The sequence below is a fragment of the Cerasicoccus arenae genome (assembly GCF_014651635.1).
In the GTDB taxonomy this organism is placed as follows: domain Bacteria; phylum Verrucomicrobiota; class Verrucomicrobiia; order Opitutales; family Cerasicoccaceae; genus Cerasicoccus; species Cerasicoccus arenae.
This window is the reverse complement of the sequence record NZ_BMXG01000004.1, coordinates 219,001-229,431: the sequence shown is the minus strand read 5'-3', so window position 1 is coordinate 229,431 and position 10,431 is coordinate 219,001. Positions and strand designations below refer to the sequence as shown.

Annotated in this window: 3 protein-coding genes; all 3 read right to left on the bottom strand. The window is 53.1% G+C overall.

Annotation, left to right across the window (positions count from 1 at the left end; translation table 11 throughout):
- Positions 1–687: 687 nt before the first annotated feature.
- Positions 688–2,025: an NADP-specific glutamate dehydrogenase gene (gene gdhA / locus IE065_RS04910; RefSeq protein WP_189512395.1), complete on the bottom strand. Its 1,338-nt coding sequence runs from the start codon at positions 2,023–2,025 to the stop codon at positions 688–690.
- A 147-nt stretch (positions 2,026–2,172) separates the two neighbouring features.
- Complete coding sequence (gene lipA / locus IE065_RS04905; protein WP_189512393.1) at positions 2,173–3,072, bottom strand: lipoyl synthase; 900 nt, start codon at positions 3,070–3,072, stop codon at positions 2,173–2,175.
- Positions 3,073–3,582: 510 nt separating this feature from the next.
- Entirely contained in the window at positions 3,583–10,251 is a 6,669-nt protein-coding gene (locus IE065_RS04900) for a hypothetical protein (RefSeq protein ID WP_189512391.1), read from the bottom strand.
- Between the last annotated feature and the right edge of the window lie 180 nt (positions 10,252–10,431).

Below are 10,431 nucleotides of genomic sequence, written 5' to 3'. Positions count from 1 at the left end.
GCCTCCGGCCGAATACGCCCAGCAAGCTGTAGCCAAGACAACAACAACCCAATCGAAGCGGAAAATCCTAGCACTGCCTATGGCATGAAGATTGGGAGCGGGTCAAAGATTGGGAGCGGGTCAAATAAAGCGCCAGACTAACGATTCAAGTGGACTCATTCACGTAAGCTCGACCAGCGCGACTATTCACGCTATGTCCATTCAAGCTGAAAACCACCCTGCCCTTCAGTCAACGTCAGACGCTGGAGGTTGAAGATGCGAACCAAATTTCACTTATTGATGCAGACGGGCAACAATTGCGCCCAAACGACTCAGAATTGATTTTATGAAATAGATCACGTCAGGCGAACCTGCGGGGACAAAGTTCGTACGAGAAAGTTATGAAATACATCCCCGCAGGCCGACCAACATTAAAGGTCTCAGATCACTCTGAGGCCTTTATTTATGCCGAATCCCAGCGTTCATGCGGAGTTCTGGTCGCCTAACAGCTTAGGGACATAACGGCATTGAGCGGGGTCAAACGGGGTTGATCGTTGACTTTTGTCATTACTGGCACCCTTAAGGCGTTGGAACGAACCACCCCTAGCGAGAGCCTGAAGCCAATCATGCTAGGCGGATTGCTACACGGCGATCAATATTGGGACACCTACGTTATCCAACTTTTTGACCGATGAACGCAAGTAAGGCCTAAATCAGTCCGTGACTGACCATGGCTTGGGCGACACGGAGAAAGCCAGCAATGTTGGCACCAGTGACATAGTCCGTGGGTGTAGAATACTTCTTCGCGCAGTGTGTGCACTGCGTGAAAATACCACGCATGATTTTGTGCAATTCCTCGTCGACTTGCTGGAAAGTCCAACGCTCCAACCCTGCATTCTGCTGCATCTCAAGGGCGGAAACAGCGACACCGCCCGCATTGGCAGCCTTAGCCGGGCCAAAGAGAACGCCCGCTTCTCGGAAGGCTAACATGGCTTCAGGCGTGCATGGCATATTGGCACCCTCGCAGACCAAACGTACGTCATTATCGATAAGCACCCTCGCATCATCTCCATCAAGCTCGTTTTGCGTTGCACACGGAAAAGCGACATCACACGGAACATTCCATACCTTGGTATTGGGGCGAAAAACGGCGTCCTTGTGCACGGCAAGATAGGCATCGATATGCTTACGCTCAACTTCGGCCAAATGTTTGATCGTGGAGACATCCAAGCCCTCCTCGTGGTAGAGCGTGCCAGTGGAATCGGAGCAGGCAACAACCTTAGCACCCATATCCTGGAGCTTCTTGATCGCATAGGTCGCGACGTTCCCGGCACCGGAGACAACCGCCCGCTTGCCCTTAAGATCGTCACCCGCCGCATTTAGCATCTCCTGTGCGAAATAAATGACGCCATAGCCAGTTGCCTCAGTACGCGCCTGAGAGCCCCCCCAGCCAACGCCTTTGCCGGTGAGCACACCGAGCTCGTAGCGATTGGTGAGGCGCTTGTATTGGCCAAAGAGATACCCGATCTCCCGTGCACCCACGCCCATGTCTCCCGCTGGCACATCACGCTGAGCTCCGATATGGCGATAGAGTTCGCTCATGAACGCTTGGCAAAAACGCATCATCTCGTCGTCGCTCTTGCCGTGAGGATCAAACTCGGCACCACCTTTGCCGCCGCCGATATTGAGGCCAGTCAGGCTATTTTTAAAGACCTGCTCAAAGCCTAGGAATTTCATAACCCCCATGTTCACTACGGGCTGGAAACGCAGCCCGCCCTTGTAAGGACCGAGCACACTGGAAAACTCAATGCGGAAACCACGCGTTACGTGGACATTGCCGTCGTCCCCCTTCCAAACCACACGAAAAATCAACTGTCGCTCTGGCTCGCACATGCGCTCCAGTAAATTAAGGTCTGCGATCTCCGGATGCTCTTCCAGCATCGGGTCGAGCGTAGTCAGAACTTCGCCCACGGCCTGCAAAAAAATTGGCTCGCTGTTGTTACGTTTCTTAACGGTATCAAGGGTTTTTGCGATATAGGGGTGCATATGTCTTACCATAAGCATACCTCCACTGAGAGAAAAGCAGAAGTGAAACAATTTTCAGGGAATTATTTCGATAACCGCTCTCTTTCTTTTCCAAGCCCCCTATCCCCCCTAATAGAGCAAAGCTATTATTACGGGTGGTGCCAAAAATCAGGCGCTCTCGGCGGCCTTTTCAGCATGACGCTTTTCGAGGAGGCCAAACAAGTCCACTTGCATATCGGCGTGGTAGCTTGAACGGACCAAGGGGCCGCTTTCGACGACGTCGAAACCTAGCTTGAGCGCCCATTGCTTCCAGTGATTGAACTCTTCTGGAGTAACCCAGCGGTCCAGCGTTTCGTGCTTTTTGGTGGGCTGAAGGTATTGGCCAATCGTCAAGATATTGACGTCGATCTTGCGCAGGTCGCGCAGGAGTTGCTCAATTTCACCCTCCCTCTCACCGATGCCCAGCATGATACCACTCTTCGTAATGAAGTCACGGGACTTAGCGTGCTCAAGTACCCACAGTGAACGGTCGTAGCGGGCAGTCTTGCGAATCGGTTTTTGGAGCCGCTCAACGGTCTCCATGTTGTGGTTGAAAATGTCAGGCTTGGCGTCGAGGACAATATCTAGGTATTCGGCTTTACCGCGAAAATCAGCCGGTAGAATCTCCACTGTCGTATTCGGGCACTTGTAATGCACCGCGCGGACAGTGGCCGCCCAGACGCTCGCTCCGCCGTCCTTCAAATCGTCACGAGCCACAGACGTGATGACTACGTGCTTAAGGTTCATCTTCGCAATACTGTCAGCCACGCGTGCGGGTTCGCCGAGGTCGAGCTCGGGCGGGCGACCGGTGGCGATATTGCAGAACGTGCAGGCGCGCGTACAAACGTTACCCAGGATCATTACCGTGGCCGTTCCGCGACTCCAGCATTCACCCATGTTTGGGCACTTCGCGCTCTCGCAGACAGTGTGCAGCGAGTGCTCGTCTACGTTGCGACGTGTGGCCATGTAACCAGGGCCATTAGGAAGCTTGGCGCGGAGCCAATCGGGTTTGCGCAATAAATCAGACATTGTGAATCGTCAGACAATCGGTGAGTTTAGCCGGGATTTCAAATGTTTTCTCGATTCGAGAAAATAGGGCACGAACAGCGCGGATGTGTAATGTCCTTATCCACTCTGAACATACTAGGCCACATGGACAAAATGGAATCGGTGCCGATAGAAATTAAACTAGCTGCAAAAAACTGTCACATTTATCAGAGACAATACTTTTTGTTTTTTCGAGGCTTCTTAATGATGTAAGCCGAACTTGTGCACTCATTCGAATAGAGACGTTATATTCAAACCCATACGTATGAGGCGGGCTTAGTCCCTGCGTGGTCCTACAGGCAGTCCCAGACGAATCTTTCGACCAGCTTGGCGAGCCAGATCAGCGCACTTGCAGGCCCTCTCCTTCTCGGGCGAACCCGCTACCCTCTTTCTCTTGCTGGCCGACAATCCGACACCAGCAATCACCTAGGCATAAAAAGCGCCTGAACCAAATCGGTTCAGGCGCAGATTAAAAATTCGTAGAAGCCAGATTTAATTCACTGGAATAATCATGGTCTTAACCACCATTTTCTTTGGCTTCACTTCCATGACACCCGATACACTTATGCTACCCACAGAGCCATCGCTCGCCAGTCGATCAAAGACGCTGTAGCGCGTTTCCCAACCTGGATTAAAGGCTACGAAGGTCGTTTCGACCGTAGATCCATCATCGGACAATTTGGTGAAAACGGCTTGGAAAAGGATGGCATTATTATCATCCGCCCCTCCCGCATTTGTAGCACGGCCGATATAAGTCCAATCCGGTGTGCCATACGCATCGGTCGCGTGTAGGAAGTGCATCGCCGAAGTGCTGCTGAAAGCGGGCTGACGAGCGGCTTGAATACCAGCGATATCGTTCAGCGAAGTCCAGCTCGACCATAGCCGCTCTACGTATTCCCTAGGTCGGGTTTGTACCGGTTTGAGCTCAGTGCCCTCGGCGTTAAGCGGCAGGTCTCCCGGATTATAGGGAACACCAGACAGTGCAGAGGTGAGCGCCATACCCAGCCAATTGCCGGCTTGATATAGATCTGAATTGCGCGCGGCTGCCCAATCCTCCTGCATCATTGCACCGGTAAAGCGACGCATGTAGTCGGTATTGCGCGCAATACCCAACGTCCAAGCCGTGGGCGGATAGGCCGTAATGAACTTCGATCCAGTTGGAAACGCGTAGAAAAAATTCTCCAACTCGGGACCATATTTACGAATTAGCGAAACGCCCGTAGACGCTTCACCACCGAAATATTCTGGCGCATCGTAGTAAGCGCTTGGGTTGGCCGAGACGAAACTTACATTCTGAGGGTAGGTGTTGCCGCCGTTGTTGGCGACCTCCGAAGCAGGCGTGGTTGTGACTGGCACCCAAGAGTATTCGTTGCGAGCAGACTCGGACAGGTTGTAGTTCTTGTCGGCGAAATACATGTCGTTGGCTGCCATGCCCGTTGCGAGCATATACACCCCAACATCAGTCAAACTCTTACGATCCGTGCCAGCACCCCAGAGAATCGCAGCGCTGAAGGCCTGAAGACCTTCCCATACCGAGTTTTCGTTTTCGTCGCCGTATTTGAAGTTACTCGTGCCTGAACCTTGCGCTTTGCTCCAATTCGAGGAGTCCTGAAGATCAGAGCCTGCCGGGCCGGGCTGAGCACCTGTTGCCCATCCGTGGCCGGTCCACTGGTCGAAGAACGGCAGTTTCTGATAGGTAAATTCGGGCTTGGTATAAATGTCATTCACGAGCGCTGCATTATCCGGATCATACGCGACGGAAAGATACCATTGGTCCAGCGCAGTGCCCATTTGTGAACTACTCGCCCAAAGGCCAGTAGGCTTCGCATCGATGGTCTTATCCCAAGAATGGTCAAAGATCGCCGCCCAGCCTGCAACGCCGAGGTAGTAACCAAAGAAATAGTGTTGGTCATTCCATTGGTCAGATACGCCAAACCCACTCCATAAACGACCCTCCTGCCAAGAGAGTAAACCGCTTTTCGGATCGTTCTGATCAGCAGGCGGAGGGGGGGGGGTGGAAACTGAGCTGACAATGCCGTTCGCCGGAATTGTGGCGGTCGGATTAATCACGATGCGCCCGACGCCATAATCGTAGGACGAAAAATACTCCATCGTCCACGTCAGGGACTGATCCGTAACCTCGTTCGTGTAAGGACGACCATTTACATCTACGTGCAACAGACTCAGCGTGCGCTGCATCATTTGCACGGAGGTTTCCAACGCTCCCGTGAGCGTGAAGAGAGGATTATGATCGGCCAAAATCGGGATGCCGCGCTCGTAAGTATAAGGCTCCGAGGCTGCATAAGGCGTGCTCCCCACAACAAAGGCCCAAGGAGACGGCGTGACCGATGGCACGTCGGCATCCTCGTATTGCTGCTGCAGGTGGTAGAGCACATTCACCCATTTAGTCGTCGCCGAAAGTTGATTACCCAAGCCATAGCCATCGGGTGCCGAATTGCCGCCGAAGGCACCACCAAAAGGACGCTGCCCATCAGACATATCCACCTTGTATTGGCCAATGACGTTGTCGTACATCACCTGCTCAACATTGATATTCTTTGGTACCGATTGCGTCAGGAAACCCGCCGCTAGCGATGGTTGGAGCACTTGGCGCGTATTCACACCCTGAAAATATAGATTCAAACGAGGAGTCAAGTTGCTGGTCGTGCCATTGGAATTGGGCAAATACCCGCGCTGCACTGCACTATTTCTCACAAAGATACCGGGATTACGCGGTTCCAGCTCCCCCGTGGCGGTATTAAATTTCAGGTCGATGGATGCGAATGCGCCACGTGGGGGATTCACGACACCTGCCGCGTCGGGGCCAGGGATGATGAGGATCTGCGTCGAATCATCATCAAGATATCCACTACCCCCATTCTGAACCACCACACTCTCGATCACGCCAGTCCCTGAATTGACATTGACGCCAAACAGCGCGCCAGCCCCTGCCCCGGTCGCAATTCCCTGAAGGGTATTGGGGTGAATGGAATAGCCTGAGCCACCGTCAGTAACGGCGACATCGGTAATTTCGCCACCGACTACAGTCACATCAAAAGTGGCCCCGATACCAATGCCAACGAGCTCGACCGTGCGACTATTGTTGGAGAGATAACCATCGCCGCCATTGATTACATTAACAGAGTCTATGCCACCATCGTCACCCACAATTACCTCCAGCAAGGCGGATTGCGTTAAGACGGGATCCCCTTGGCGGATGAGGGCACCAACAGCGCCCGGCTCTTTGGGATAATTGGAACCGCGACGTGCCACCTTGACCTCAGAAATCTTGCCCAATGGGACACCCTCCCCCGAAACACCACTGGTGGGCTCAACGAAGACTTGGAATGCCGCATCGAACCCGCGACCGCCACGCACTTCAAAAAGAGCGTCAGCCCAAAAGCCCTTGCCCTTCCCATCCGGCGCAAAATCCGTGACGACCAGTTTGCCCTGCGCATCAACGCTCCAATCAAAAGTGGGCATCTCAAAGGTTCCAGTATCGGAACCCGCGCCAGCTTGACCACCGGCGAAGGCGACTTCCACTGGCGTGTCATACGTGCCTGTATTTGGGTCGGACTGAAGTATCAGACCTGACAAAGAAGCCGATGGCAGTATCTGGGCAGAAGCCTCACTGATGGCAGTTCCACCGGTGAAGCTGACCGGTCTAGCTGTAGAGACCTCGCCGATGGGACCATCAAAATTCAACTTAGTAATTTGGGTGCCACCATCAACCAAGCGCGACTCAACAATGAGATTGTGCGATTGGCTGGCATCGTCAAGATAGCTTGCCGTAGGCAACGCAGAGTAGAGACCGCCATCGGTAACTAAGGGCAAGAATGGGTCCGCCTTGTTTAAAGCCAATTGCGGGACTAGAGTCGGCGCATTTTTACTCGGTTCAACGGGTGATGGTAACTCTGCCACAATGTTAGCCGCAGTGAGCTGCAAATTAACCGCCGGGTCTGGGTCGTCGCCAATCACCGGATAACGGCCATTAGCATCGAAGCCGCCAATCGCAGCGTTGCGAATACCAAATACCTGACCTGGGGCAGCAATCGTTGCGGTGCCACCCGAGCCATTACCAATAACCGTTGCAACAACCGGATTTACCGTGTCATCGAAATCGTAGCCTGCGCCTCCCGAGAGAATACGGGCCTGACCAGACAACATCTTCCGCGGAGCGTCTGGATTATTATGATCGGGATCTTCAAAGCGCGGTAGAACGAGCGCTGGGTCCAGATTCTCGTTACCCGCCTGCGTGACCTTAACCGTGGAGCGGTAGCCATCGCCCTTGTTGTTCATGAAGACGGCCAGCACTTGGCCAACGCCGTTGACCTGAACTCGCGCAGTAGCCTGATCATTCGGATCGTTCGAGAGTGGTGGCGCGGAAATCACTAGCTCCAGTTGATCCGCGGGGGGGGGGTTGCCTTCCGGGTAGCCAGTGCCACGGGTAACCACATCGACTTGCAAAATTTGACCGGTTTGCGGCTCGCGCAGTACCTTAAAGGTAGCCCCGCTACCCAATTGGGTTATCGGGTTACCATACGCGTCGGGTGTGACACCAACGATGCGCTTGTCCACCAAAGTCGCCGTCGGCTCCTCGGTAATCATCGTGTAGCTATCCACGTTGTCCAGTGTGATATACTGCACGCCGATCTGTTCGTAGTTTTGCTCCCATTTGGGTGGCGGCATGGCTGGGAGAAAGTTTTGAAATGGATACTCGACCGTGAAGCTACCAGTCACCACCGACTTGAGCGTCCCCCGCGGATGCCAGTAGTCCCAACGGGCCTCCGTCGTCGGCGTGCTCTTATTGGCATTGGGCGGCGAAGTAACGGATGGAAAATCGATGCCCGTCGTTTTGAGTGGATTCCAGACCACTTGATCCTGACTGGCCTTAGTCAAGTCGGGACCCAGCGTGAGAGGTTGGTAATGGTGCGGGAACAGCGCCCAAACAGTCTTGTCAGCTGCCGCCGTCATGCTTGCACCACCAACAGCACCTGCGGCCTCATAGGGGTTGCCAAACGTGGCATGGAACTCGGTCGTCACCTTGTTCATGTTCTGCACGCTGTAATCAATTCTTGTGTCAGTGAGGAAATTGAAGGCGTATTTTCCCATTTCGTCAGCCCATGCTTTAGCGGCATTATCCCATAGCGAGCGATCGTCACGTGGGACATCAGTGTGGTAGTAGCGCATGACTGGGACCTGCCCCACCACAAACCAGCCCTTACCGGTCTTCTGATAGGTCGGATCGCTAGTGTCAAACTTCAGGAAGAAATAGGGATTCCCTTGAGCATCCGTGCCATTGTTGTCAGCGGAATCCACACCACCATTACCTAATGTGACAGCCTCGACGGAGTCCGTCCGATAAAATACAGCGAAATAACTCTGATTGTTCTGATCGCCCGGTTGGTTGAATCCACCTGGATCCATGCCCGGTAGGGGGGCATCCGGATCAATCAACTTCTTGAAGTCCGCTTCGACTTCCTGATAAAATTGATTCGGGTTGTTTTGGTTGCCATAAAGCAGCACGTAGCTGACTCCGTCCACCCCAGGAACTTCCCATGGGCCAGCCATACCGTCAATTTGCGTAACAGTTTCCGCGCCAGTTCCACTGTTGTTGTCGACCGATCCCTTCAGATTCTGCCGAATCAGATTATAGAAAATCATGTAGCGATCGTTGTCCTGTGGACCCGTGACGCTCGCGCCGTATTCGCACCAGACAAACGGTGATCCCTGCGCAACCGTCATCTTCAGATAATTCCCATCCGCCATCTGATCATAATTCGTGCGGAAATAGCGAACTGGGTTGTAATTCGACAAGCCTGGGTGGCCGCCTTCGTAAACCAAGTCAGCATGCCAATCACCCATTTTGTCCGTGAGAACGGTGAACGGCGTTTGATCCTGCGGTGGTAGATCGGTGTTAAACACCGGGTATGGGAATGGTTGATAATTGGTGGCCGACCCCGTCTCCACATCATTCCACGCGCCATTGGCCAATAGATATTCACCATTGTTATTAATGTCAGCTGGGGGGATAACCGAAGGCACGAGCACTAGCGTTTCCAATGGTCGATTCTTCATCCGAAGCCAGCGTTCGGCCCATGCTTCCGGATAATTCGGCTGCTCGTTGGTGTCGATTTTATCGCCGTATTGGATGAAATAGGGATAATTCGGCGACAGGTTAATTCCGCGCACGATCGTCTTTTCTTTGTAATAGAAGACATTATTGGGGAAATGGAGCAGCGGCTTTGTCTCGAAACCAAAGCGGCCCGGAGCCCAATTATAGTTCAGCCGCAGCGGGTGCATGTATAGCGGCTGCTGATCAACGCGAACCGGGGTCCATGAAGCCGAAATCAGCTCGTTGTTATCGTCGAGCGTCTGTTGGTAAGAAAAGTAATCCCAAGGATCCTTGACAGTGCTGTCCCAGTTGAAATCAAAGCCTGCCTTGCGACCGGGAGGCGGCGTGCCATTGCCCCAAAGGAACCAACCCATCCAACTGCGTAAACGGGGACGCTCGCCTTGAAAATCCTTCAGCAGGTTCTCCGTGAAGGCAGTCTGGGTAGCACCAATTGCGCGCGGATATTTGCTATCGTCTTCTACCGCGGGATCCGTGCCGAGAACGGCGGGATTGTCTTGGTAAATGTAAGCCGTGTCAATCTGCGTAATACCATCCCACCCGAGGCCAACCATGTTGCCGACAGAAATCTTTGCCTCGCGGTCATTGGAGAACGGGATGGTGAAGCTCAGTCGGTAAAAATACCGCGGCTCACCCGATGGAATTAGCTCTTCGAAAAAGGTAATGTCGGGATTCAACGGATCCGGGCGCCCCGAATCTTCGCGAGCAATGACATTCCAATCGTTAGGTGACAACCCAGTCGCCCGCTCCAGAACCACTTTTACTTCGGCGTCCAGATCGTTGTAGATTTGGAAAATAAAAGCACTGCCACCTTCGGTTGGCTCGACCCAAGGACCGACCTCCACCGCGGAAGTTGGGGCCAAGGGATCTGTGCCAAAAACGAATTCCAAGCCGTTGCTGTAAGGGTCGTTATCCGCATTGCCCATGGGCGTATCATCCAAGGCACCGAAGTCAAAGCCTTGAACCCATTCCTCATAGCTTAGGGCGTGCAGCTGTGATGAATTCGCCGCAAATAGCGCCAGCAGCATAAGAGTGAATGATCGTAGTAACTTTATAAAGCCAGATTTGTCGGCATCTCTATATGACACCGAATCCAATAGTAGTCTTATATTCATTAGATATGGGAGTTATCTTACTAGTTTCAGGAGGCGATTAGCAGTATCGGCGGGTTCAGGAGAGATGAGAATATTATCCTACGATTTATTCCC